Genomic DNA, 23,645 nt, shown 5'->3' with positions numbered 1-23,645 from the left:
TCAAATCGGCACCCAGCGCTTACCAGCCATGCGCCAGCAGCTATGTTTTTCGTAGCGACGCAGCCACGCTGCGAATGCATTCGCGCAGCCACGCCCCGGCCGCCGAGTGGTGCGTGCGGGCGTGCCACAGCTGGTAGTACATGAGCCGGGGAAAGGCGACGGGGCACTCAAGCACGGCCAGCGGCAGCCGCTCGGCGTAGCGCTCGCAGAACTGCCGGCCGGTGGTCAGCACCAGCAGGCTGCCGGCCACCATGGCCGGGATCAGGCTGAAGTGGGCGCAGCGCACGGTCACGTTGCGCGCCAGGCCCAGGCTGTCCAGGTGCGCGTCGATCACCCCGCGGGCGCCGGGGTGGGTGGGCGTGGGCGCCACGTGCTCGGCGGCCAGCCATTCGCCTTCGCTCCAGCCGCGGCGCACGGCCGGGTGCTCGCGGCTGACCAGGCACACCACCTCGTCGGAAAACAGCCGCCCCAGGTGCAGATCGCCCGGCGGCTCGGGCCAGTTGCCGATCACCACGTCGGCCTCGCCCTGCGCCAGGTGGGCGTGGTAGTGGGCGTCGGCCGACAGGGGCAGGATCTCTACCGGGCACAGCGGCGCCTCGGCCTTAATGCGCGCCACCAGCATGGGCAGGAACAGCGGGTCCAGATAGTCGCTGGCGGCGATGCGGAAGGTGCGCGTGGCGCTGCGCGGCTCGAAGCCGCGCGCGTCGGAGAACAGCACCTCGGCCGCCCGCAGGATGCTGGCGGCCGGCTCCACCATGGCCAGCGCCGCGTCCGTGGGCTGCATGCTGGCGCCCGAGCGCACCAGCAGCGGGTCACCCGCCAGCTCGCGCAGGCGCCGCAGCGCGCTGGAGACGGCCGGCTGGTGCATGCCCAGGCGGATGGCGGCACGCGAAACGCTGCGTTCAGTGAGCACGGTGTGCAAGACCCGGATGAGATGAAGGTCGATCTTGTCGAAAAGGGCTGGTTCTCTCATATGCGCTCGGGCATGCAGGCCATGGGCGGCGGCGTATGCACCGCCCCGCCTGCCGGGCTATACGCGCCATGCGCGCCGGCGGCGGCGGCGAAAAAGTGCGGGCTACTCTACACGCGCCATAGCGCGGCGGGCATCCGGGTTATATGCAGGGGCTTATGCCTGGGCGCCGCAGCGGGCCTACCCTTGGGGCATGAGCACCACAAGCCCCATCCGCTTCATCCGCCGCGGCCAGCGCGTGCAGCTGGACCACGTCGCCCCCGACCGCACCTTGCTGGAGGTGCTGCGTGAAGACCTCGGCGCCACCGGCACCAAGGAGGGCTGCGGCGAAGGCGACTGCGGCGCCTGCACCGTGGTGCTGGGCAGCGTGCACGACGGGCGGGTGCGCTACGAGGCCGTGAACGCCTGCATCCGCCTGGCGCACTCCATCGACGGCATGGCGCTGTGGACAGTGGAGGACTTGACGGCTGATCCGCTGATCCAGCCCGAGGCCGGCGCCAGCGCCAGCCCCGCCGGCGACCTGCACCCCGTGCAGCAGGCGCTGGTGGAGTGCCACGGCACGCAGTGCGGCTTTTGCACGCCCGGCTTTGCCATGAGCCTGTTCGGCATGTACCAGAACCACGTCTGCCAGGGCCGCCCCGTCACGCGCGAGATGGCGGTGCGCGAGCTGTCGGGCAACCTGTGCCGCTGCACCGGCTACCGGCCCATCCTGGACGCGGCACAAAGCCTGCCCGAGCTGCCGCCCATGCGCGTGGACGAGTCCGCATTGCTACAAAAATTGGAGCTGATTGCGCTTGATGGTCAACGGCTGGAGGCCGATTTGACATATAAAGCCCCGGGCACGCTGGCCGAGCTGCTGGCCGCCCGCGCCGCCCACCCGCAGGCCCAGGTGGTGGCCGGCTGCACCGACGTCGGCCTGTGGATCACCAAGGGCCACAAGCGCTTCGCCCAGGTGCTGGACGTGACGCGCGCGCAGGAGCTGCGCGAAGTGCGCGAGCAGCCGGACGGACTGCTGACCATCGGCGCCGCCGTCACCCTGACCGACGCCTTCGCCGCCCTGGTGGCGCGCTGGCCGCAGCTGGCGCGCTTTGCCGAGCGCTTTGCCGGCATGCCGGTGCGCAACTCCGGCACGCTGGGCGGCAACGTGGCCAACGGCTCGCCCATCGGCGACTCCATGCCGCTGCTCATCGCCCTGGGCGCGCAGGTGGAGCTGGCCAGCACCCGCGGCAGCCGCCGCTTAGGCCTGGAAGACCTGTACACCGGCTACCGCACCAACGTCATGCAGCCGGACGAGCTGCTGGCCTTCATCCACGTGCCCCCGCCCGTGGCCGGCCAGCAGCTGGCGGCCTACAAGGTCTCCAAGCGCTTCGACGACGACATCTCCGCCGTCTGCCTGGTGCTGAACCTGCAGGTGGAGGGCGGCACCGTGGCCGCCGCGCGCATCGGCGCCGGCGGTGTGGCCGCCACCCCGGCGCGCGCCCGCGCCACCGAGGCCGCCCTGGTCGGCCAGCCCTGGAGCCAGGCCGCGGCCGAGCGCGCCGCCGCCGCGCTGCAGGCCGAGTTCAGCCCCATCAGCGACATGCGCGCCAGCGGCGCCTACCGCCGTGCGGTGCTGGGCGCGCTGCTGCAGCGCTTCTGGCTCGAAACTCGGGGCGGGCCGCAGCCCGTCTCTCTGGACCAACTCAACGCGGAGGTGCTGGCATGAACCAGCGTGAAGACGCCCTCTTGAGCCGCGATGCCGAGGACGACCCCATCGCCATCGTGGCCGATGCCGCCGGCGCGGCCGGCGCCACGCCCCAGGTGCCCAGCCCGCCCCGCTCGCCCGTGGCGGAAAGCGCCATGGGCCGCGCCCACCCGCACGAAAGCGCGCGCGCCCAGGTGATGGGCAGCGCCCACTACATCGACGACCTGCCGGAGCTCAAGGGCACGCTCTACGCCGCGCCCATCCTGAGCACCGTGGCCCACGGCACCTTGAGCGGCGTGGACCCGGCCGAGGCCCTGGCCCTGCCCGGCGTGCGCGGCGTGGTGCTGGCCGGCGACATCCCGGGCGACCCGGTGCTGGCCGCCTTCGCCCACGACGAGCCCATCTTCGCGCGGGACACCGTCCAGCACGTGGGCCAGGTGATCGGCCTGGTGGTGGCCGACTCCGTCATGGCCGCGCGCCGCGCCGCGCGCAAGGTGAAGCTGGACATCGCCCCCCTGCCCGCCGTGCTGACGGTGCAGGACGCCCTGGCCGCGCAAAGCTGGGTGCTGCCGCCCGTGCACGTGCGCCGCGGCGACGCGGCCGGCGCGCTGGCCGCGTCGCCGCACCGCCTGCAGGGCCGCATGGAGGTCGGCGGGCAGGAGCACTTCTATCTGGAGGGCCAGATCGCCTACGCCCTGCCGCTGGAGCAGGGGCAGTGGTGGATCCACTCCAGCACCCAGCACCCGGGCGAGGTGCAGCACTGGGTGGCACACGCCCTCGGTATCGACAGCCACGCCGTGCGCGTCGAATGCCGGCGCATGGGAGGCGGCTTCGGCGGCAAGGAGACCCAGGCCGGGCACCTGGCCGTGTGGGCAGCCTTGGCAGCGCACAAGTTCGGCCACCCGGTCAAGCTGCGGCTGGACCGCGACGACGACTTCGTCGTCACCGGCAAGCGCCATCCGTTCGCCTATGAATGGGACGTGGGCTTTGACGACAGCGGCCGCATCGCCGGCCTCAAGCTCATGATGGCCGCCAACTGCGGCTTCAGCGCCGACCTGTCCGGCCCGGTGGCCGACCGCGCGGTGTTCCATTGCGACAACGCCTACTTCCTGGAACACGTCGAGATCGCTTCGTATCGCTGCAAGACGAACACGCAGAGCCACACGGCATTCCGCGGCTTCGGCGGGCCGCAGGGTGTGCTGGCCATCGAGGCCATCCTGGGCGACATCGCCCGGCACCTGGGCCTGGACGCGCTGGACGTGCGCCTGCGCAACCTGTACGGCGTGGGCGAGCGCGACGTGACGCACTACCAGATGCGGGTGGAGGACAACATCCTGCACGAGCTGCTACCGCAACTGGAGCAGTCCGCGCAGTACAGGCAACGGCAAAAGGCCATTGCGGCCTGGAACGCGCAAAGCCCCGTGCTCAAGCGCGGCCTGGCGCTCACGCCCGTCAAGTTCGGCATCAGCTTCACGGCCACGCTGTTCAACCAGGCCGGCGCGCTGGTGCACGTCTACACGGACGGCAGCGTGCAGGTCAACCACGGCGGCACCGAGATGGGCCAGGGCCTGCACACCAAGGTGGCGCAGATCGTGGCCGACGAGCTGGGCGTGCCTCTGGGGCGCGTGCTGGTCACCGCCAGCGACACCAGCAAGGTGCCCAACGCCAGCGCCACCGCTGCCTCGAGCGGCACCGACCTGAACGGCCGCGCGGCGCAGTACGCGGCGCGCACCATCCGCGACAACCTGGCAGCCTTCGTCGCCGGGCTGGACCGCTGCGGCGCCGGGGCCGTGCGCTTCCAGGGCGGGCAGGTCATGTCCCCAACGGCCACGCGGCGCTGGGAGGACGTGGTCAAGGAGGCGTACGCCAACCGCATCCAGCTGTGGAGCGACGGCTTTTACCGCACGCCCAAGATCCACTACGACAAGACCACCCTCACGGGCCGGCCGTTCTTCTACTTCGCCTATGGCGCGGCCTGCACCGAGGTGGCCATCGACACCCAGACCGGGGAGAGCCGCGTGCTGGCCGTGGACATTCTGCACGACGTGGGCCGCAGCATCAATCCGGCCATCGACATCGGCCAGATCGAGGGCGGATTCATCCAGGGCATGGGCTGGCTCACCACCGAGGAGCTGGTCTGGGACAGCACCGGCCGCCTGGCCACGCACGCCCCCAGCACCTACAAGATCCCGGCCACCGGTGACGTGCCGGGGCACCTGAAGATCGCCCTGTGGCACGAGGCCAACCGCGAGGACAACGTGGGCGGCAGCAAGGCCGTGGGCGAGCCGCCCTTCATGCTGGCGGTGAGCGTGTACGAGGCGCTGCGCAACGCCGTGGCCGCCGGCCGGGGCGATGCGCCCGGCGCCGCCCGCGTCGCCCTCAGGGCGCCCGCGACGGCCGAGAACGTGCTGCGCGCGCTGGGGCGGGTGCCGGACTGAGGGCCGATTCAGGCATCAAATCGGCCTCAAACGCTTGCCAGTCAAGCGCTGGCAGCTATACAAAAGAGAGTGAAGACCTCGCCGAAGTTCAGGGCGCCAGTCCCTCGGATTCCGGCTGGGGCGCGACGCGGCGCACTTCCACCCGGTTGCGGCCGGCGCGCTTGGCGGCGTAGCAGGCCATGTCGGCGGCATAGACCAGCGGCGCCACCTCGCGCAGGCCGGCCGGCAGCGGCACCAGGCCGATGCTCAGGCCCAGGGTGAAGCTGCGCCCGCCATAGGCCGGCTCCCAGGCCTGGACGGCGGCGCGCAGTTGCTCGGCCACGGCCTGGCCGCGCGCCGGCGTGGCACCGGGCAGCACCACGGCGAACTCGTCGCCGCCCAGGCGTGCGGCCCAGCCCATCTGGCGCACTTCGGACTCCAGCAGTCGCGCCAGATGGCGCAGCACGTCGTCACCGGCGTCGTGGCCGGCCACGTCGTTGATGACGGTGAAATGGTCCAGGTCCAGGAACAGCAGCACGCCGCTGCCCTCCTCGCCGTACAACCCGGGCGCGGCGCGGCCCGGCGCCGGCATGCCGTCGCGACCGGCGCGGGCCGCCAGCAGGGCGCGCAGGCGCTGCTCGAAGGCGGCGCGGTGCGGCAGCATGGTCAGCGTGTCGTGCTCGCCCTTCCAGTCGGGCTGCTGGCGCGCATCGCGCGTGGCGGTGCAGTCCTCCAGCATCCACACCGTGCCCCGGTCGGGCTCGCCGGCGTGGATTAGCTGGCCCTGGGCGCGCACCCACTGCACGCCGCCGTCGCGGCGCAAGAGCGGCAGTTCGCCGTCGAAGGCGCCGTGCGCGGCGAACTGGGCGCGCACCTGGCGCGCCATGCTGCCGACCTCGACGCTGGCCGGCGCCAGCAGGTCCAGCAGGTCGCGCCCATACAGCTCGGCCGGGGTGTAGTCCAGCAGCCGGCAGGCCTGCAGGCTGACCACCTCCACGCGCTCGGCACGCGTCACGGCGATGCCCAGGGGCACGTGCGCCAGCACCGCCTGCAGCTGGCGCATGAGGGCCTGAGAGTCCTGCTCATGCACACGCCGGTGGGCCAGCAGCCGGGTGCACACATGCACCACGTCGTCCACCTCGCCGGCCGAGCGCGGCCAGGTGCTGGCGCCGGCCTCCGTCTCGGGCGGCGCAGGCATGGCGGGATCGGACTCCAGCAGCTGCATCGCCCGCTGGCGCAGCTGGGCCAGCGGCCGGGCCAGCCAGACCAGTGCCGCCAGCGCCAGCAGGCTCACGGCCAGCGTGGCGGCTGCCGCCAGGGCCCAGGCGCGCCGCTGAACGCCCTGCACCGGCGCCAGCATGGCCTGCGCGTGGGTGACGCGGGCCACCATCCACTGTGGCATGGGCACGCTGGACAGGCTGACCACGTAGCCCGAGCGCAGCTCGGTCATGTCCTCAGTGCCGCTCAGGGGCTTGCCGCGGCTGCGCCAGCGCTCAAAGGCTTCGGCCAGGCCGGGCTCGTCGCGCACGTCGCCCAGCACGCGCTCGGGCTGCGGGTGCGACAGGATGATGCCGTCGCGCGTGAACACCATCAGTTGTGACTCGGGCCGCGCCGGCAGGGCCAGCGAGTGCGGCAGCAGGCCCTGTGACTGCAGGCGCAGCACGCCGGCCACGGCGCCGCTCACGCGGCCTTCGCGCAGCAGCGGCACGGTGAACATGACGCGCGCGTCCTGCGCCGTGGTGCCGATCAGCTCGGACACCAGAGGCTTGCCGTCCACCAGGGTGCGCAGCAGGTAGTCGCGCTCGGCCGGGTCCAGGGCCGAGGCCTTTTCCAGCTGGCCGTAGCGCAGGTTCACGCTCAGCTGCCCGTCCTTGCGCGCGACCTGCATGGCGTCGAAGAAGCGCACGGCAGGCAGGCCCTGCTGCAGCAGCCATTCGAGCGAGGCGGGCGACTCCAGCATGGACGGCGTGATGCCCTCGGCCACGGTGGCCAGCACCTTCTGGCTTTGCTCGATCTTGCTGGCCAGCAGGCGCGAGACCAGCTCCACCTCGTCGCTTTGCTGCACCACCAGGCGCTGCATGGCGTCCTGCGCAGCGGCGCGCCAGACCAGCCAGCCGGCCAGGGCGCCTGCGGCCGCCACGGCCAACACAGCCACCAGCAGCAGGCGGCGCACCAGAGGGCCGGGGAACCAGCCCGACAGGCCCTCGGGCCCGCCATCACGCTCGTCCTCCTGCAGTTCCTCGTGCAGGAGTGCGTCGGCCGCCAGCGCGGGCAGCGGGCCGTCGGCCGCGGGCAGCGGCGCGTGCAGTGCGGCGACGTGGCTGGGTGGCGTCATGCGTGCTCCACAAGCGGAGCACCTGTGCCAGAGAAGAAGGGCGTGGCGCGGGACATGGGGGGCGAAGGCTGCGATCCCGCAGCGTGCCGTGCGGGCGCCAACCAATATACGTAGCGCCATCGCCCATGCGCTTGGGGTACAACCCTCGGAGCCGCGCAGGAAAACCCTGACGGAAAAATCCGACAGCTGGTCAGCTGGCCGGCCCTGCCGGCGCGCGCGCCTTCAGCCGCCGGCGACCATGCGCAGCGCGCGCGGCTGGGGCAGGCTGAGCACGTTGCCCGTGCCGGAGATCAACCCGTGCTCGCGCAGCTGGCGCAGCACGCGCGACAGCGTCTCGGGGGCGATGCCCAGCTGCGCGGCGATCAGGCGCTTGCGCTGCTGCAGCGTCACGCGCAGGCTGCCGCTGTCGTCGCTCTGCGCGTGGCGCAGCAGCCACTGGGCGCAGCGCGCCTCGGCGTCCTGCGCCAGGCGGCTGACGGCCAGTTCGGTCTGGCGGCAGTAGCCGGTGGCCATGTCGCGCAGCAGGATCTGCGCCGACTCGGGCAGCTGCTCCAGGCCGCGGCGGAAGTCCTCCAGCGGCACGCGGCGCAGCTGTACGCGGGTGTCGGCGACGATGTCCACAGCGCTGGGCTGATCCAGCAGCGCGGTGGCCGCGTCCAGCCAGGTCGGCCCCTCCACCACACCCAACTGGTGGCGCATGACACCCTCCTCGCGCACGCCCATCAGGACGCGGCCGCTGTCCAGGTACAGCACGGAGAACGGTTGCTGGTGGCGCTCGCGCAGCACTTCGCCCGCGGCGGCCACCTCGATCTGGGCGGATGGTTCGGAGGACGGGAGGGGCAACATGGCGCCCACTGTGCCGCGCCCCCTCGCCGGGCGCTTTGAGCAATATCAAAAATGCGCCCCAAGGCCGCCACCGGCCTGCCATTCGCACACAATACCCGCGGGCCGCAGGGCCTTTTTTCCCTCAAGAACAGGAAACCCCATGCACCGCAAACTCCTCACGCTGGCCGCCGTGCTGTGCGCCGCCGGCGCCCACGCGCAAAGCTCCGTCCAGATCACCGGGCTGACCGACGTCTACGCCGGCTCCATCCGCATGGCGGGCGACGCCGGCCGCAGAACCGTCGTCAACAGCGGTGGCATGACCACCTCGTGGTTCGGCTTCACCGGCACCGAGGACCTGGGCGGCGGGCTGAAGGCCGGCTTTGCGCTGACCTCCTTCATCCAGGTGGACGATGGCACGCAGGGGCGCTTTCCGGGCGACACCTTCTTCTCGCGCGACGCCAACGTCAGCCTGTCAGGCGGCTTCGGCACGCTGCGCCTGGGCCGCTGGATGGCGCCCAACTTCCTGCCCTCCGTGCTGGCCAACCCGCTGGGCGACTCGTTCACCTTCGCGCCGCTGATCCTGCACATGAACGTGCCGCTGTTCAACGCCTCGGGCTGGCAGGCGACGACGCCTTCCGACACCGGCTGGAGCAACCAGATCGCCTACACCACGCCCGACATCGGCGGCTTCAAGGCCAACCTGCAGTACCAGTTCGGCGAGCAGGCCGGCGACAACGGCAAGAAGAACGTGGGCGCCAATTTCTTCTATTTCGGCGGCCCGCTGCTGCTGACCGGCTACTACGAGCGCGACCAGATCGCCAACCCCGGCCAGGGCGCCTACCTGGGCACCACCAAGAAGGACTGGATGCTGGGCGCCGCGTATGACTTCACCGTCGTCAAGCCCTACCTGACCTACGGCCAGGCCGAGGCCGACAACCTGCCGGGCAAGGCCAAGACGCTGCAGCTGGGCCTGTCCGCGCCGCTGGGCGCCGGCAAGGTGCTGGCCTCGTGGGCGCGCACCGAACTCACCGCCGCCGACGTCGACCGCAAGACGCTGACCGTGGGCTACGACTACAACCTGTCCAAGCGTACGGACGTGTACGCCATGCTGATGAACGACAAGATCACGCGCCAGAGCACCGGCAACAGCTTCGGCGTGGGCATCCGCCACCGCTTCTGAGCGCCCGCGGGCCGGGCAAGCCACGCGGCGCCGCCCGCCGCGTGGCTTTTGCTTTTCGCCCCGGAAAATTTCAAGCCAAAACGGGCTCCAGCGCCCGTCAGTCAAGCGCCGGAAGCTCATCTATTCATAGCAAAGACGGAGGTCACCGCCATGCCCATGTTCGTGGACACCTCGCCCCCCGGCGAGTGCATCTTCTGCCGCCTGGCGGCGCGCCAGATCCCCGCCGCCCTGGTGTGCGAGGACGAGCTGACCCTGGCCTTCATGGACATCGGCCAGGTCACCCCCGGCCACGTGCTGGTGGCCACGCGCCGCCACGCCGCCACCCTGGCCGACGTGACGCCCGAAGAAGCCGCCGCCGTCATGCAGACCGTGCGCCGCGTGGCGCTGGCCGTGCAGGCCGCCTTCGACCCGGCCGGCCTGACCCTGCTGCAGGCCAACGGCGCCGTGGGCGGGCAGACCGTGGGGCACTTTCACATGCATGTGGTGCCGCGCCATGAGGGCGACGGCATCGCCCTGTCCTGGCCGCGCAAGGAGCCAGGCGCGCAGGTGCTGCAGGACTACGCGGCCCGGCTGCGCGCGGCGCTGTGACGCACGCCCGGGCCGCCATCGCCCTGGCCGGCCCCACTGCCTCGGGCAAGACCGACGCCGCGCTGGCCATCGCCCGGGCGCTGGCGCCGCGCGTGCCGGTGGAGATCATCAGCGTCGACTCGGCCCTGGTCTACCGCGGCATGGACATCGGCACCGCCAAGCCCACGCCGGCCGAGCGCGCTGCCGTGCCGCACCACCTGATCGACATCCGCGACCCGCGCGAGGCCTACAGCGCCGCCGAGTTCGTGCAGGACGCCACGCGGCACATCCGCGAGATCCAGGCCCGCGGCGCCCTGCCGCTGCTGGTGGGCGGCACCATGCTGTACTTCAAGGCGCTGATGGACGGCATCGACGACATGCCCGCCGCCGATCCCGACGTGCGCGCGCGGCTGGACGCCCAGGCCGCCGCCGAGGGCTGGCCCGCCCTGCACGCTCGCCTGGCCCAGGTGGACCCGCAGACCGCCGCACGGCTGGCGCCCGGCGACAGCCAGCGCATCCAGCGCGCGCTGGAGGTATGGCACGTCTCCGGCCGGCCGCTGTCGAGCTTTCATACGACAAAAACAGGAGCTGCCAGCGCAAGCCCCATGGGCGCTGGAGCCCTTTTTTCCTTGGAACCGCAAGACCGCGCCTGGCTGCACGACCGCATCGCCCGGCGCTTTCACGCCATGCTGGCCGCGGGCTTTCTGGACGAGGTCATGCGCCTGCGCGCGCGCGGCGACCTGCACCCCGACCTGCCCAGCATGCGCTGCGTGGGCTATCGCCAGGCCTGGGAATCGCTGGACGGCCTGCATCCCATGGCCAGCCTGCCCGAGCGCGGCATCGCCGCCACGCGCCAGCTGGCCAAGCGACAGATCACCTGGCTGCGTGGCATGCCGCAGCGCCGCACCATCGCCTGCGACGCACCCGGCGCCACCCAGGAGCTGGTGCGCGCCGTCTGTGCGCACGTCCAATCGGACATGGCCGCATGAGCACGGCACCCTTGCTGCAACTGCGCGGCCTGGCCCGGCGCTACGGCGCGCAGGCCGTGTTCGAGAACGTCGATCTGCAGGTGCAGCGCGGCGAGTTCGTGGCCATCGTCGGCGACTCGGGCGTGGGTAAGTCCACGCTGCTCAACTGCCTGGCCGGTCTGGACCACTGGGACGCCGGCCAGGTGCTGCACCAGGGCCTGGACCTCGGCCCGCTGGACGACACCCAGCGCGCCCTGTGGCGGCGCGCCCACGTGGGATTCGTCTTCCAGGCCTTCCACGTCCTGCCGCACCTGGACGTGGCGCAGAACGTCGCCCTGCCGCTGATGCTGCTGGGCCGGCCCGACCCGCAGCGCGTGCAGCAGATGCTGGACGCCGTGGGCCTGCACGGCCTGGGTGGGCGGCTGCCGCAGCAGCTCAGCGGCGGGCAGCTGCAGCGCGTGGCCATTGCCCGCGCCCTGGTGCACCGCCCCGCCCTGCTGCTGGCCGACGAGCCCACCGGCAACCTGGACCCGGGCACGGCCGCCCAGGTCATGGATCTGCTCGTCGCCCAGACGCGCGAGCACCGCGCCGGGCTGGTGCTGGTCACGCACTCGGATGCAGCGGCGGCGCGGGCCGACCGCAGCCTGCGGCTGACGGCGCAGGGCATGCGGGCGGCCGCGCACACGCAGCCCTGAGCCCGCGCAGCCCCCCCCGCTTTATTCGATGGACAGGCGTTGGACGCGGCCGCCCTGCTTCTTGGGCAGCGTCAGGCTCAGCACGCCGTTGTCGTAGCGGGCCTTGCACTGGCCGGCCTCGACCTCCATCGGCAGCTGGAAGCTGCGCGCCACCGCGCCGTAGTAGCGCTCGCTGCGCAGCAGCTTCTCGCCGTCCTTCTTCTCGTCGTGCTGGCGCACCTCGGCGCGCAGCGTGACCACGGCGCCGTCGACCGAGACGTGGATGTCTTCCTTGGGCACGCCGGGCAGTTCGGCCTGCACGGTGTAGGCGCCGTCGTCCTCCTTCACGTCGATCTTGATCTGCGACGGCTGGGGCAGGTTGTCGCCGTGCAGCGGGCGCACGTAAAAGCCGGGGGCGAAGTCCTTGAAGAAGTCGTCGAACAGGCTGCTGCTGCCACGAGAAACCAGAGAGTTCATGTCAAAGCTCCTTTTCATGAGGCAAGTACACAAAGAAGAGAGGTGGAACAGGCCCGCCGGTCGGCGGGATAGCGGGTAAATACGTACGCCGGCGCGGCTTTCAAGACCACCCGGGCGCGGCCCGCACAATGTCCCCATGGCTGGCTTTTTGCGCACCCTTTCCTGGGAGGACATGCGCCGCAACCCGGGGCGCAACCTGGTCGCGGCGGCCGCCGTCATGCTGGGCGTGGCGCTGGCGCTGGCCGTGCACCTGATCAACGCCTCGGCGCTGGACGAGTTCTCGCGCGCCGTGCGCGCTGCCGGCGGCCAGCCCGACCTGCAGCTGCGCGCGGCGCGCGGCGCGCTGCCCGAGCAGGTGTTCGCCACTGTCGCCGCCGCGCCGCAGGTGGCGCGCGCCGCGCCGGTGTTGGAGCTGGCGGCCACCGCCCGGCGCGACGCGCCCGGCCGCACCTCGGTCCCGGTTGCCCTGCGCGTGGTGGGCGCCGACGCGCTGGCCCTGCCCGCCATGGCCCCGCAGCTGATGCCGCGGCTGGCGCCCGGCGCCGACCGGCTGGCGCTGTTTGCCCCGGCCACCGTGTTTCTGAACGCCAGCGCCGCGCAGGCGCTCGGCCTGCAGCCGGGCGCGGACGCCCGCCTGGCGCTGCAGGCCGGGCTGCGGCAGGTGCAGGTGCGCGTGGCCGGCAGCGTGGCGGCCGGCGGCGCGCCGCTGGCGGTGATGGACATCGGCGCCGCGCAGGATCTGTTCGGCCGCGGCGGCGAACTGACCCGCATCGACCTGCTGCTGCAGCCCGGCGCCCGGCCGGACGCGCTGCAGCGCCACCTGGCCGCCCTACCCGGCTGGCCGCCCGGCGCCGTGCTGGCCCCGCCCGGCAGCGCCGCCGCGCAGGTGGACCAGCTCTCGCGCGCCTACCGCGTCAACCTGACGGTGCTGGCGCTGGTGGCCCTGTTCACCGGCGCCTTCCTGGTGTATTCGGTGCTGGCGCTGTCCGTGGCGCGGCGCACGCCGCAGCTGGCGCTGCTGGCCGTGCTGGGCGCCACGCCGCGCCAGCGCCTGGCCCTGGTGCTGCTGGAGGCCGGCCTGCTGGGCGCCCTGGGCAGCGCCGCCGGCGTGGCGCTGGGCACGGGCCTGGCGGCGCTGGCCCTGCGCCTGCTGGGCGGCGACCTGGGCGGGGGCTACTTCAGCGGCGTGCAGCCGGCGCTGCAGTGGAGCGGCGCCGCCGCGCTGCTGTACGGCCTGCTGGGCGTGGCGGCGGCGCTGGCCGGCGGCTGGTGGCCGGCGCGCGCGGCCCAGCGCCTGGCGCCGGCCCCGGCGCTCAAGGGCGTGGGCCTGGCCGAGACCCGCGCCGCACGCGCCTGGGTCGGTCTGCTTTTGATAGCTGCCAGCGCTTTGCTGGCGCTGCTTCCGCCCATTTTTGGCATCCCTTTGGCGGCCTATGTGTCGGTGGGTCTTCTGCTGGTCGGCGGCATTGCCCTGCTGCCCTGGCTGGTGCAGCTGCTGCTGGGCCTGCTGGCGCCGCTGGCGGCACGCGGGCCGCTGCGCCTGCTGGCGCTGGCCCGGGCCCAGCGCCAGCGCGCCAGCGCCGCCGTGGCCGTGGGCGGGGTGGTGGCGGCGCTCAGCCTGTCGGTGGCGCTGACGGTGATGGTGGCGAGCTTTCGCACCTCGGTCGACCAGTGGCTGGGCGGCGTGCTGCCCGCGCCGCTGTACCTGCGCGCGGCCGGCAGCGTGGCGGGCGACGATGCGGCGGTGTTCCCGCCCGACTTTGTCGGGCAGGTGGAGCGCCTGCCGGCCGTGGCGCGCGTGCAGCCGCTGCGCGTGAGCAGCGTGCAGATCGCCCCGGGCCGGGCGCCCGTGGCCCTGCTGGCGCGGCCTTTGCTGCCCGATGCGTCCCATGCCCTGCCGCTGCTGGGCGCACCGCTGCCCGTGCCGCCGGGGCGCGTGGGCCTGTACGTGAGCGAGGCCGTGGTCGACCTGTACGGTGTGCGCCCGGGCGCCGACTGGCCGGCGCTCTCAGAGTCTTTTAGGCCTGTAGCGCAGGCGGGGCAAGCGCAAGCCGCTTCTTTTTTCATAGCGGGCGTGTGGCGCGACTACGTGCGCCAGCACGGTGCCATCGCCATCGACCGGCAGGACTGGGTGCGCCTGACGGGTGACGCGCGTGCCAGCGACCTGGCGCTGTGGCCGGTGCCCGGCGCCAGCGACGAGACCGTGCGCGCGGCCGTGCTGGCGCTGGCGCACGCGCAGCTGGGCGCCGATGCGCAGGCGCTGGAGTTCACCTCGGCCGGCGCCATCCGCGCGCGCTCGCTGGCCATCTTCGACCGCAGCTTTGCCGTCACCTACTGGCTGCAGGCCGTGGCGATCGCCATCGGGCTGTTCGGCGTGGCGGCCAGCTTCGGCGCCCAGGTGCTGGCGCGGCGTAAGGAGTTCGGCCTGCTGGCCCACCTGGGCCTGACGCGGCGCCAGATCCTGGTCGTGGTGGCCGGCGAGGGCGCGGCCTGGACGGCGGTGGGCACGGTGGCCGGCACGCTGCTGGGCCTGGCGGTGTCCGTGGTGCTGGTGCACGTGGTCAACCCGCAGAGCTTCCACTGGACCATGGACCTGACCGTGCCCTGGGCGCGCCTGGCCGCGCTGGCGCTGGCCGTGGTGGCCGCGGGCACGCTGACCGCCTGGGCCACGGGCCGCATGGCGGCGGGACGGGACGCGGTCATGGCGGTGAAGGAAGACTGGTAGCGCAGGCGGCAGGCGGGCCGCAGATCGGGGACACTGCAGGCCCCCCGCGTCTGCCCCGCCGCTCGCCTTCTTCCCCGTTCATGGTCGCCACCGTCATCGTCGGCATGCTCTGCATGCACCTGATCTTCTTTGCCATCATGTTCTGGCTGATCGGCAGGCGCCTGCAGGGCAACCGGCTGGGCATGGACGCGTTCGCGCTGGGCAACGCCCTGCTGGGCTCGGCCTATGTGCTGCAGCTGCTGGGCGGCGGGCCAGGCTGGAATGCGGCCGGCGTGGTCAATCACACGCTGACGGTGTGCACGCCCCTGGCCTATTGGGTGGGGGCCATGCGGTTCTTTGGCCGGCCGGCTCCCTTGCTCAAGCCTCTGCTTGGCCTGGCGCTGGCCTATGCAGCGGCGCAGGTACTGGTGCAGTGGCTGGCGGGCCCGGTCGCCCGCTACGCGATGCTGGCGCTCGTCATGGTGTTGATGTTCCTGGCCATGACCCTTGGGGTGATCTACGCCATGCGTGACATCGCCAAGGATCTGCGCATGGAGATGGCGCTGTTCGCGCTGCTCATCGGGGGTCTGGGCGTGATGAACGCCATCAAGGGCGTTCTGGTGGTGCAGGGCGGCCTGGAAGCGCTGGATATGAAGCATCGCTTCCAGGTCGTGTTCTACATCTACATGTCCTTCCTGGCGACGATGCTGGCGCCCGCCATGATCTGGCTGGTGCTGCGCCGGCTGACCGACGAGCTGCGCGCCACGGCGGCGCGCGACCCGCTGACGCAACTGCTGAACCGGCGTGGCCTGCTGGCCGGCCTGCAGGGGCATTTCGGCATACGCAGCGCGGGACCCGCACGCCTGCTGATGCTGGACCTCGACCACTTCAAACGCATCAACGACACCCATGGCCACCAGGCCGGCGACCTGGTGCTGTGCCAGGTCGCCGAGGTGCTGCGCAGCAACGCGCGCGGCGGAGACCTGGTCAGCCGCCCAGGGGGCGAAGAATTCGCCATCGTCTGCCTGGACGCGGACGACGAGGGCGTGAGGCAGCTGGCCGGGCGCGTGCACTCGGCCATCGAGCAGCTGGCGGTGCCGTTGCCCGGCGCGCCCGAGCCCTTGCGCTGCACCGCGACGGTGGGCGTTTCTCGCCCCTTCCATGGCCCGGACGGGCTGGACGCGGCCATGCAGGAGGCCGATGCCGCGCTCTACCGTGGCAAGGCGGCCGGGCGCAGCCGCATCGAATGGGCCCAATAGCCGCCAGGCGCCTGGGACAATCGCGCCCATGCCGCATACGCCCTCTTCCTCCGCTCCTGCCGCCGCGCCGTCCTGGCTGCACCAGGCCATCGACCGCATCGAGGCCGACTACCAGCGCAGCGCCGACACACACCTGATTCCGCTGCCGCTGCCGGCGTTCGAGCGCGTCGGCATCGACCTGTACCTGAAGGACGAATCCACCCACCCCACGGGCAGCCTGAAGCATCGGCTGGCACGCTCGCTGTTTTTGTACGCACTGTGCAACGGCTGGGTGCGCGAGGGTTCGACCATCGTCGAGGCCTCCAGCGGCTCCACGGCTGTGAGCGAGGCCTACTTCGCGCGGCTGCTGGGCCTGCCGTTCGTGGCCGTCATGCCGCGCAGCACGTCGGCCGAGAAGATCGCGCTGATCGAGTTCTACGGCGGACGCTGCCATTTTGTGCAGCACGCCGGCGACGTCTACGACGCGGCGCGCGCCGTGGCGCAGGACACGGGCGGGCACTACATGGACCAGTTCACCTACGCCGAGCGGGCCACCGACTGGCGCGGCAACAACAACATCGCCGAGAGCATGTTCACGCAGATGCAGCGCGAGCGCCACCCGGTGCCGCGCTGGATCGTGGTGGGCGCGGGCACGGGCGGCACCAGCGCCACCATCGGCCGCTACGTGCGCTTTCAGATGCACGAAAGCCGGCTGTGCGTGGCCGACCCGGCCGGCTCGGTGTTCGCCGCCTACCACCGCACGGGCGACGCGCAGCTGACAGCACCCGGCTCGCGCATCGAGGGCATCGGCCGCCCGCGCGTGGAGCCCAGCTTCATCCGCGAGCTGGTGGACCGCATGGAGGAGGTGGCGGACGACGAGTCCATCGCCGCCATGCGCGCGCTGTCGGGCCTGCTGGGGCGGCGCGTGGGGCCGTCCACCGGCACCAACTTCGTCGCCATGCTGCGGCTGGCGCAGGAGATGCGCGAGCGCGGCGAGCAGGGCTCCATCCTGTCGCTGCTGTGCGACGCGGGCGAGCGCTACCTGCCCACCTACCACGATGAGGCCTGGGTGCTGCGCACGGCCGGCGACTGCGCGCCCGCCCAGCAGCGCATCGCCCGACTGCTGGCCTGATGCCCTCGCCCACGCAGCCGCCACGGTCCCCGGCGCGCCGGCACTGGCTGCTGGCTGCCGGCCTGCTGGCCTGGGGCGCGCCGGCCCTGGCGCTGCCGCCGCGCACCCTGGCCTTCCCGCGCGACCATGGCAGCCATCCGGATCTGCGCACCGAGTGGTGGTACATCACCGGCCACGCGCGCACCCAGGACGGGCGGCTGTGGGGCTTTCAGATCACCTTCTTTCGCTCGCGCGTGGCGGCCACGCAGGACATGCGCTCGGCCTTCGCGGCGCGCCAGCTGCTGTTCGCCCATGCTGCGCTGACCGACGTGCAGGGCGCGCGCCAATGGCACGACCAGCGGATCGCACGTGCAGGCTTCGGCATCGCCCAGGCCAGCCAGGACGACGCGCACATCCGTCTGCAGGACTGGTCACTGGAGCGCGCCCAGGCGCCGGAACTGCCCGGCGCCAGTCGCTGGGCCATCCGCGCCCCGGCGGACGGCTTTGGCCTGGACCTGCACTGCGCCAGCACCCAGCCGGTACTGCTGCAGGGCAGCGCCGGCCTATCGCGCAAGGGACCGCAGCCGGACCAGGCCAGCTACTACTACAGCCAGCCGCAGCTGGCCGTCTCCGGCAGTCTGATGCTGGCCGGGCAGCGCCTGGCCCTGGCGGCCGATGTGCCCGCCACCGACAACCGCGCCTGGATGGACCACGAGTGGAGCGAGGCGCTGCTGCACCCCGAAGCCGTGGGTTGGGACTGGATCGGCATGAACCTGCACGACGGCGGGGCGCTGACGGCCTTTCGCCTGCGCCGGGCCGACGGCAGCGCGCTGTGGGCCGGCGGCTCGGTGCGCGCGGCGGGCCAGGAGCAGGCGCGCATCTTCGGCGCCGACGAGGTGCGCTTCGAGCCGCTGCGCCGCTGGAGCAGCAGCGCCAGCGGCGCGACCTATCCGGTGCAGTGGGCGGTGCACACGCCCGCCGGCCGGTTCACGGTGCAGGCGCTGCTGGACGCGCAGGAGCTGGACAGCCGCGCCTCCACCGGCGCCATCTACTGGGAGGGCCTGTGCGCCCTGATGGACGCTGGCGGCCACGAGGTGGGCCGGGGCTATCTGGAGATGACGGGCTACGCGCAGCGGCTGCGGCTGGGCTGAGGCACTAAGAGTCTTTTTGGCCTCCAGCCATTGCTGGACAAGCGCAGGCAGCTATCAAAACAAAAGCGGGCGCTGGGCCCGCTTGTGTGGGTGCATCGCTGCGCCGGTCAGTGCGGGCCGGCGGCCCCGCCACCGCCTCGGCGGCGCTCCAGCCAGGCGATCAGCTCGCCCATGATGCCGCGACGGAAGGCCAGCACGCAGACCACGAAGATCAGGCCGGTGACGATGGTCACGGACTCGCCCAGGGTGTTGAACCACTCGATGGAGGTGATGCTGGCCAGCAGGTTGCCCAGCTCGCCGATCTTGTTTTCCAGCAGCACCACCACGGCCGAGCCGACCAGCGGGCCGCTGAGCGTGCCCATGCCGCCCACCAGCGTCATCAGCACCACGTGCCCGGAGGCCGACCAGTGCACGTCGGAGAGCGTGGCAAAGCCCAGCACCAGGGTCTTGAGCGCGCCCGCCAGGCCGGCGATGGCCGCGGAGATGACGAAGGCCAGCAGCTTGAAGCGGTTGGTGTCGTAGCCCAGCGAGGTGGCGCGCGGCTCGTTTTCCTTAATGCCCTTGAGCACCTGGCCGAAGGGCGAGTGGATGGTGCGCACGATGAGCAGGAAGGCGGCGACCACGACGATCAGGCACACGTAGTACATGGTCAGGTCGCTGGACAGGTCGATCACGCCGAACAGCTTGCCGCGCGGCACGCCCTGCAGGCCGTCCTCGCCGCCCGTGAAGGGCAGCTGCAGCGCCGCGAAGAACAGCATCTGGGCCAGGGCCAGCGTGATCATGGTGGCGTAGATGCCCTGGCGGCGGATGGTGAACCAGCCCATGACCAGGCCCAGCAGCGCGCCGCTGAGCAGCCCGGCCAGCAGGCCCAGCTCGGGCGTGAAGCCCCACACCTTCATCGAGTGGCCGGTGACGTAGGCCGCCCCGCCCAGGAAGGCCGCGTGGCCGAAGGACAGCAGCCCGGTGTAGCCCAGCAGCAGGTTGAAGGCAGAGGCGAACAGCGCGAAGCACAGCAGCTTCATCACGAACACCGGGTAGGCGCCGACGAAGGGCGCGGCGATCAGGGCCAGCAGCAGGATGCCGTAGCCGATGGGAGCGAATTTCTTGACGTTCATGTGGTGCACCCCGGCGGCTTCACTTTTCTTTGCCGAACAGGCCGGCGGGGCGGATGAGCAAAACGATGGCCATGATGACGAACACCACGGTGGAGGACGCCTCGGGGTAGAACACCTTGGTGAAACCCTCGACGATGCCCAGACCCAGGCCGGTGAGGATGGAACCCATGATGGACCCCATGCCGCCGATCACCACCACGGCGAACACCACGATGATGAGGTTCTGCCCCATCAGCGGCGTGACCTGGTACACCGGCGCCGCCAGCACGCCGGCGAAGGCCGCCAGCGCCGCGCCGAAGGCGTAGGTCAGCGTGATCATGACGGGCACGTTCACGCCGAAGGCCTCGACCAGGCGCGGGTTCTCGGTGCCGGCGCGCAGGTAGGCGCCCAGCTTGGTCTTCTCGATCACGTACCAGGTGCCGATGCACACCACCAGCGAGGCCACCACCACCCAGGCGCGGTAGTTGGGCATGATCATGAAGCCCAGGCTGGTTGCGCCCTCCAGCAGCTCGGGCGTGTCGTACCCTAAGCCCGAGACGCCGTAGATGGAGCGGAAGACACCCTCGATCAGCATGGTCAGGCCCAGGGTGAGCAGCAGGCCATACAGGTGGTCGAGCTTGTAGATCCAGCGCAGCAGCAGGCGCTCGATAAGCACCCCCACCACCCCTACCACCAGCGGCGCCAGGATCAGCATCGCCCAGTAGTTGATGCCGAGATAGTTCAGCGCCATCCACGTGGTCAGGGCGCCCAGCATGAACAGTGCGCCGTGCGCGAAGTTGATCACGTTGAGCAAGCCGAAGATGACGGCCAACCCCAGACTGAGGATGGCATAGAACGAGCCATTGACCAGCCCCAGCAGGAGCTGGCTCATCATGGCTGGCATGGAGACACCAAAGAATTCCATGGAAAACGACGACGCGGTGAGTAGGGGTAGTGGATCAGGCGGCGGCGTGGTTTACTTCCACAGCGCGCACTTGGTTTCGGTCTTGGTGGTGAAAACTTCTTCGCCGGGCAGCTTCTTGACGATCTTGTAGTAGTCCCAGGTGCCCTTGGACTCCTTGGGCTCCTTGACCTGGACCAGGTACATGTCGTGGATGTAGCTGCCGTCGGCGCGCAGGTAGCCCTTGGCGAAGAAGTCGTCCATCTTCATGCCGCGCCAGGTTTCCATGACCTTGTCGGCATCGGTGGTGCCGGCGGCCTGCACGGCCTTCAGGTAGTTCATGGTGGCCGAGTAATCGGCGGCCTGGATTTCGGTCGGGCGGCGGTTGGTCTTCTTCATGTAGGCGTCGGCGAACTTGCGCGAGGCATCGTCCATGTCCCAGTACCAGCTGGTGACGAACTGCATGCCGGCGGTGTTCTTCAGGCCCAGGCTGTGGATGTCGCTGTAGAAGACCAGCAGCGGGGCGATCTTCATGGTCTTGTCGATGCCGAACTCCTTGGCCGCCTTGATGGTGTTGATGGTGTCGCCACCAGCGTTGGCCAGGGCCAGCACCTGGGCCTTGGAGTTCTGCGCCTGCAGCAGGAAGGACGAGAAGTCCGACGCGTTCAGCGGATGGCGCACAGCGTTGGCCACGGTGCCGCCCTTGGCCTTGACGACGTTGGAGGCATCGGCCTCCATGGCGTGGCCGAAGGCGTAGTCGGCGGTCAGGAAGAACCAGCTCTTGCCGCCGCCGTCCACGATGGCGCCCGCCGCACCCTTGGACAGGGCCACGGTATCGTAGGCGTAGTGCACGGTGTAGGGCGTGCAGGCCTCGTTGGTCAGGGCAGAGCTGCCCGCGCCGTTGTTGATCATCACGCGCTTCTTCTCGTCGGCCACCTTGGCCAGCGCCAGGGCGGTACCGGAGTTGGTGCCGCTGAAGATCATCGTCAGGCCCTGCGTGTCGATCCACTCGCGCGCCTTGCTGGCGGCGATGTCGGCCTTGTTCTGGTGGTCCACGGTGAGCAGCTCGATGGGCTTGCCCAGCACCTTGCCGCCGAAGTCGTCGATGGCCATCTGGATGGCGGTGGCTCCGCCCTTGCCTTCCAGGTCAGCGTACAGGCTGGACATATCGCTGATATAGCCGATCTTGACCTTGTCCTGGGCGTGCGCAGCGGGGGCCAGGCCTGCCGCGGCGAGTGCCAGGATGAGTGCGGTGGTGCGAGTGTTCACGGTGTGTCTCCAGTCGGGTTGTTGTGCTCTTGTCGTCCTCGGTCACAACCCGCTCCGCCATGGCGGCGGAGCGGGCTGGGTCAGCTCAGCGCGGCATCACTTCCACAGGGCGCACTTGCTTTCGGCCTTGGTGGTCCAGACCTGGTCGGCGGGCAGCTTGGCCACGACCTTGTAGTAGTCCCAGGGCTGCTTGGACTCGGCCTGCGACTTCACCTGCATCAGGTACATGTCGTGGGCGAAGCGGCCGTCCGGACGGATCACGCCCTTGGCGTAGAAGTCGTCGATGGGGGTGGACTTGAGCTTTTCCATGACCTTGTCGGCATCCACGGTGCCCGCGGCCTGCACGGCCTTCAGGTAGTTCATGGTGGCCGAGTAGTCGGCGGCCTGGATGTCCGTGGGCATGCGCTTGGTCTTTTCGAAGAACTTCTTGCCGAAGGCACGCGTCTGGTCGTTCAGGTTCCAGTCCCAGCTGGTGGTCAGCAGCAGGCCTTCGGTGTTCTTCAGGCCCAGGCTGTGGATGTCGGTCAAGAACACCAGCAGGCCGGCCATCTTCATGCTCTTGTTGATGCCGAATTCCTTGGCGGCCTTGATGGCGTTGATGGTGTCGCCGCCGGCGTTGGCCAGGCCCAGGATCTGCGCCTTGGAGTTTTGCGCCTGCAGCAGGAAGGACGAGAAGTCGGAGGCGTTCAGGGGGTGGCGCACGCTGCCGACCACGGTGCCGCCGGCTTCCTTGACCACCTTGGAGGTGTCGGCCTCCAGCGCGTGGCCGAAGGCGTAGTCGGCGGTCAGGAAGAACCAGCTCTTGCCGCCGTTCTTGACCACCGCCGCGCCCGTGCCCTTGGCCAGGGCCACGGTGTCGTAGGCGTAGTGCACGGTGTAGGGGCTGCACTGCTCGTTGGTCAGGGCCGAGGAGCCGGCGCCGCTGTTGAAGTAGACGCGCTTCTTCTCGGCCGCGACCTTGGCAGACGCCAGTGCCGTGCCCGAGTTCGTGCCGCCAAACAGCATGGTCAGGTTCTGCGTGTCGATCCACTCGCGCGCCTTGCTGGCGGCGATGTCGGCCTTGTTCTGGTGGTCGGCCGTGAGCAGCTCGATGGGCATGCCCAGCACCTTGCCACCGAAGTCGTCGATGGCCATTTGGATGGCCAGCGCGCCGTTCTTGCCTTCCACGTCGGCGTACAGGCTGGACATGTCGGTGATAAAGCCGATCTTGACCTTGTCCTGCGCATGCGCCTGCACGGCGGCCAGCGACAGGCCGGCGGCGCCCAGCAGGGCGGCGAGGGTGCGAAGTTGATGTTTCATGGGGGAAGTCTCCTTGTAGAGGGTCGAAGGTCGTTGAAATGTTTTTTTGGAAAAAGGCCGAAATCGCGCCCTACACGCCCAGCAGCTGGTTCAGTACGGGCATCTTGTCCTGCAGCGCGGAGGCGCCGAAACGCTCGACCATGCGGCCATGCTCCATCACGTAGAAGCGGTCGGCCAGGGGTGCAGCGAAGCGGAAGTTCTGCTCCACCATGACCACCGTGTAGCCCTTTTGGCGCAGCATGGTGATCATGCGGGCCAGCGCCTGCACGATGACCGGCGCCAGGCCCTCGGAGATCTCGTCGAGCAGCAGCAGCTTGGCACCCGTGCGCAGGATGCGCGCCACGGCCAGCATCTGCTGCTCGCCGCCGGACAGGCGGGTGCCCTGGCTGTTCTTGCGCTCGGCCAGGTTAGGGAACATGTCGTAGATCTCGTCCAGGCTCATGCCCTGGGTACCGGTCTTGAGCGTGGGCGGCAGCAGCAGGTTCTCCTCGCACGACAGGCTGGAGAAGATGCCGCGCTCCTCGGGGCAGTAGCCCACGCCCAGGTGGGCGATGCGATGCGTGGCCATGGCGATGGTCTCCACGCCATCGATGCGCACCGAGCCGCGGCGCGAACCGGTCAGGCCCATGATGGCGCGCAGGGTGGACGTGCGTCCTGCCCCGTTGCGCCCCAGCAGCGTGACGACTTCGCCGGGCTGCACCACCATGTCCACGCCGTGCAGCACGTGGGATTCGCCATACCAGGCCTCCAGGCCTTTGATTTCCAGTGCGGGTGCGGCCAT

General features: G+C 70.7%; 19 protein-coding genes. 10 read left to right on the top strand and 9 right to left on the bottom strand.

Annotated elements, in window-relative coordinates; genetic code table 11:
• Positions 1–40: 40 nt before the first annotated feature.
• Positions 41–973, bottom strand: a complete 933-nt coding sequence (locus RT282_RS05730; RefSeq protein WP_312306698.1) for a LysR family transcriptional regulator — start codon at positions 971–973, stop codon at positions 41–43.
• A 190-nt stretch (positions 974–1,163) separates the two neighbouring features.
• On the opposite strand from RT282_RS05730, the gene xdhA reads away from it, so the two are divergent.
• Both xdhA and xdhB read left to right on the top strand, forming a co-directional pair.
• Positions 1,164–2,675, top strand: coding sequence for a xanthine dehydrogenase small subunit (gene xdhA, locus RT282_RS05725; RefSeq protein WP_313312375.1), 1,512 nt, complete (start codon positions 1,164–1,166; stop codon positions 2,673–2,675).
• Positions 2,672–5,092, top strand: coding sequence for a xanthine dehydrogenase molybdopterin binding subunit (gene xdhB, locus RT282_RS05720; protein WP_313312372.1), 2,421 nt, complete (start codon positions 2,672–2,674; stop codon positions 5,090–5,092). The genes xdhA and xdhB overlap by 4 nt, the downstream gene beginning before the upstream one ends.
• A gap of 88 nt (positions 5,093–5,180) precedes the next feature.
• On the opposite strand, the gene RT282_RS05715 is transcribed toward xdhB, so the two are convergent.
• Together RT282_RS05715 and RT282_RS05710 are read right to left on the bottom strand one after the other, a co-directional pair.
• Positions 5,181–7,406 (bottom strand): diguanylate cyclase, encoded by a 2,226-nt coding sequence (locus RT282_RS05715; protein ID WP_313312371.1) that lies wholly within the window; start codon positions 7,404–7,406, stop codon positions 5,181–5,183.
• A 222-nt stretch (positions 7,407–7,628) separates the two neighbouring features.
• On the bottom strand, positions 7,629–8,252 hold the full coding sequence (locus RT282_RS05710) for a Crp/Fnr family transcriptional regulator (protein WP_312306702.1): 624 nt from the start codon (positions 8,250–8,252) through the stop codon (positions 7,629–7,631).
• Positions 8,253–8,391: 139 nt separating this feature from the next.
• Here RT282_RS05710 and RT282_RS05705 point away from each other — a divergent pair, with 139 nt between their 5' ends.
• From RT282_RS05705 to RT282_RS05690, 4 genes are all read left to right on the top strand, one after another.
• Positions 8,392–9,411: a porin gene (locus tag RT282_RS05705; RefSeq protein WP_313082681.1), complete on the top strand. Its 1,020-nt coding sequence runs from the start codon at positions 8,392–8,394 to the stop codon at positions 9,409–9,411.
• A 150-nt stretch (positions 9,412–9,561) separates the two neighbouring features.
• Positions 9,562–9,999 carry an HIT family protein gene (locus RT282_RS05700; protein ID WP_313312370.1) on the top strand — a complete coding sequence of 146 codons (438 nt, stop codon included), beginning with the start codon at positions 9,562–9,564 and terminating at the stop codon, positions 9,997–9,999.
• Complete coding sequence (miaA, locus tag RT282_RS05695) at positions 9,996–10,967, top strand: tRNA (adenosine(37)-N6)-dimethylallyltransferase MiaA (protein WP_313312368.1); 972 nt, start codon at positions 9,996–9,998, stop codon at positions 10,965–10,967. Before RT282_RS05700 ends, miaA begins: the two co-directional genes overlap by 4 nt.
• The gene (locus tag RT282_RS05690; protein ID WP_312306707.1) at positions 10,964–11,641 is read left to right on the top strand and encodes an ABC transporter ATP-binding protein; all 678 of its coding nucleotides are present in this window, start codon (positions 10,964–10,966) and stop codon (positions 11,639–11,641) included. Before miaA ends, RT282_RS05690 begins: the two co-directional genes overlap by 4 nt.
• A 21-nt stretch (positions 11,642–11,662) precedes the next feature.
• On the opposite strand, the gene RT282_RS05685 is transcribed toward RT282_RS05690, so the two are convergent.
• Complete coding sequence (locus RT282_RS05685) at positions 11,663–12,097, bottom strand: Hsp20/alpha crystallin family protein (RefSeq protein ID WP_313312365.1); 435 nt, start codon at positions 12,095–12,097, stop codon at positions 11,663–11,665.
• Positions 12,098–12,233: 136 nt separating this feature from the next.
• Here RT282_RS05685 and RT282_RS05680 point away from each other — a divergent pair, with 136 nt between their 5' ends.
• From RT282_RS05680 to RT282_RS05665, 4 genes are all read left to right on the top strand, one after another.
• Positions 12,234–14,822 (top strand): FtsX-like permease family protein, encoded by a 2,589-nt coding sequence (locus RT282_RS05680; RefSeq protein ID WP_313312363.1) that lies wholly within the window; start codon positions 12,234–12,236, stop codon positions 14,820–14,822.
• A gap of 80 nt (positions 14,823–14,902) precedes the next feature.
• On the top strand, positions 14,903–16,060 hold the full coding sequence (locus tag RT282_RS05675) for a GGDEF domain-containing protein (protein ID WP_313312361.1): 1,158 nt from the start codon (positions 14,903–14,905) through the stop codon (positions 16,058–16,060).
• A 28-nt stretch (positions 16,061–16,088) separates the two neighbouring features.
• Complete coding sequence (locus tag RT282_RS05670; protein ID WP_313312360.1) at positions 16,089–17,171, top strand: PLP-dependent cysteine synthase family protein; 1,083 nt, start codon at positions 16,089–16,091, stop codon at positions 17,169–17,171.
• Complete coding sequence (locus RT282_RS05665) at positions 17,171–18,301, top strand: carotenoid 1,2-hydratase (protein ID WP_313312359.1); 1,131 nt, start codon at positions 17,171–17,173, stop codon at positions 18,299–18,301. The genes RT282_RS05670 and RT282_RS05665 overlap by 1 nt, the downstream gene beginning before the upstream one ends.
• A gap of 107 nt (positions 18,302–18,408) precedes the next feature.
• Here RT282_RS05665 and RT282_RS05660 read toward each other — a convergent pair whose 3' ends face one another.
• The 5 genes from RT282_RS05660 to RT282_RS05640 form a co-directional block, all read right to left on the bottom strand.
• Positions 18,409–19,416: a branched-chain amino acid ABC transporter permease gene (locus tag RT282_RS05660; RefSeq protein ID WP_312307261.1), complete on the bottom strand. Its 1,008-nt coding sequence runs from the start codon at positions 19,414–19,416 to the stop codon at positions 18,409–18,411.
• 19 nt (positions 19,417–19,435) lie between these two features.
• Positions 19,436–20,320, bottom strand: coding sequence for a branched-chain amino acid ABC transporter permease (locus RT282_RS05655; protein ID WP_312307260.1), 885 nt, complete (start codon positions 20,318–20,320; stop codon positions 19,436–19,438).
• Positions 20,321–20,371: 51 nt separating this feature from the next.
• On the bottom strand, positions 20,372–21,565 hold the full coding sequence (locus RT282_RS05650) for an ABC transporter substrate-binding protein (RefSeq protein WP_313312357.1): 1,194 nt from the start codon (positions 21,563–21,565) through the stop codon (positions 20,372–20,374).
• Positions 21,566–21,661: 96 nt separating this feature from the next.
• Positions 21,662–22,864 (bottom strand): ABC transporter substrate-binding protein, encoded by a 1,203-nt coding sequence (locus RT282_RS05645; protein ID WP_312307258.1) that lies wholly within the window; start codon positions 22,862–22,864, stop codon positions 21,662–21,664.
• A 70-nt stretch (positions 22,865–22,934) separates the two neighbouring features.
• Complete coding sequence (locus tag RT282_RS05640; RefSeq protein WP_313312356.1) at positions 22,935–23,645, bottom strand: ABC transporter ATP-binding protein; 711 nt, start codon at positions 23,643–23,645, stop codon at positions 22,935–22,937.

Origin of the sequence: Pulveribacter sp. (assembly GCF_032079985.1) — a bacterium.
GTDB lineage: Bacteria > Pseudomonadota > Gammaproteobacteria > Burkholderiales > Burkholderiaceae_C > Melaminivora.
Note: the sequence above shows the minus strand (reverse complement) of the source record. Positions and strands in the feature narration are given on the sequence as shown.